1 protein-coding gene and 1 pseudogene are annotated in these 1,636 nt (G+C 74.3%); both read left to right on the forward strand.

Annotated elements, in window-relative coordinates:
* The coding region (locus G6R25_RS23840; protein ID WP_163554643.1) for an alpha/beta fold hydrolase at positions 1-869 on the forward strand (869 nt) is incomplete at its 5' end.
* 163 nt (positions 870-1,032) lie between these two features.
* Positions 1,033-1,636: pseudogene (locus G6R25_RS23845) on the forward strand (DUF2889 domain-containing protein); the annotation flags it as partial.

Below are 1,636 nucleotides of genomic sequence, written 5' to 3' on the forward strand. Positions count from 1 at the left end.
AACTCGGCCTACCGTTCGCGGGCCGGCCCGATGTCAGCCGCGGCTACGTCGAGCTGGCGGCCGACCGGCGGCTGAGCTACATCCGCTGGGGCACCGCCGATCCCGAGGTGGTGTTCCTCCACGGCGGCGCCCAGAACGCCCACACCTGGGACTATGTGGCGCTCGCGCTGGGCCGGCCCGCGGTGGCGTTCGATCTGCCCGGCCACGGCCGGTCGTCCTGGCGCGCCGACCGCGACTACGGTCCGTGGCGCAACGTCGAGGCACTGGAGACCGCGCTGCCGGCCGTGGCGCCGAACGCGGCGGTCGTCGTGGGCATGTCGCTCGGCGGCCTGACCGTCACCCACCTGGCCGCCACCCGTCCCGACCTGTGCCGCCGGGCGGTGATCGTCGACGTCACCCCGCAGGTCAACGACCCGAGCCGGCCGATGACGACGGCCGAACGCGGCTCGGTGGCGCTCGTCAGCGGACCGCCGACCTACGCCTCGTTCGAGGAGATGGCCGACGCCGCGGTCGCGCTCAGCCCGCTGCGGGCCGCCTCCGGGGTGCGCCGCGGGGTGCGCCACAACGCCCGCCGGCTGCCGGACGGCCGCTGGTCGTGGCGCTACGACCTGTTCGGCCCGCCCCCGCCGGGAACCCCGTACTGGCTCGACTTCACCTCGCTGTGGGACGAGGTCGGCACGATCACCGTGCCGATGCTGCTCGTGCACGGCGGCGAGTCGAAGTACGTCCACGACGCCGACGTCGACGAGTTTCGCCGCCGGCTGCCGGCCCTGCGCTACGCCGCTGTCGACGGCGCCGGCCATGCGGTGCAGAGCGACCGCCCGCTGGAGCTCGTCGCGCTGATCCGCGACTTCGCCTTCCCGGCCTGACCGCAACCCGTGGTCGATGTCACCCGGCGCAGCGGGATTGCGAAGGGTAGATTCGCAATTCAGCTTTACTGCGTAAAGGGTGATGGGTTGTGTCGCGGCTGCAGCGGCCCAGGTGGGCGGTGTGCCGCCGCGGCATGCCGCCCAACCGGGCTCGGAGGTCCAGATGCCGTCTCCCGTACGACCACTGCCGGCGCTCGCCGACCTGACCCCGCCGCCGGCCAGCCCGCACCGCGGCGCCCCGCGGCGCGTGCCCGGGTCGGTGCGGCGCACGAGCCATCTCAACGTGACCTGGCCCGCCGGCTACGGATCCCCGATGAACCTCAGCGCCGGCGCCCGTGACCTCGTCACCGGGCGTGACGGGCAGGCGACGATCGTCGATTCCGCGCAGCTGCGCGTCACCGTCGACGACACCCGGACGCTGCGCTCCCTCACCAGCGTGCCCCCCCGCAGGGCCCTCGCCGAGCTGGTCGGCCAGAACGGCGGCCGCGGCTACCGTGCCCGCCTGCGCGAACTGGTCCCCGAGGACGTCGCCACGGGATCGCCCCTGCACTTCCTGCTCGACGACATGCCCGGCGCGACCCTGGTGGCGCCGATCGCCTGGCGGCTGTGGCCGGGCGAGCAGGACAAACTGGCCAGGTTCGCCGCGGCGACGCAAGCCAGCCGGTTGGAGCAGCCCGACGACCCGTTGGCCTGGCACCGGATCCCGGCACCCCCCGGCGACTCGGCGATGTTCCGCCGCCGGCGCCGGGTGGACGTGATCGCGCCCG

This window comes from Candidatus Frankia alpina, from assembly GCF_902806485.1.
Classification (GTDB): Bacteria; Actinomycetota; Actinomycetes; order Frankiales; family Frankiaceae; genus Frankia; species Frankia alpina.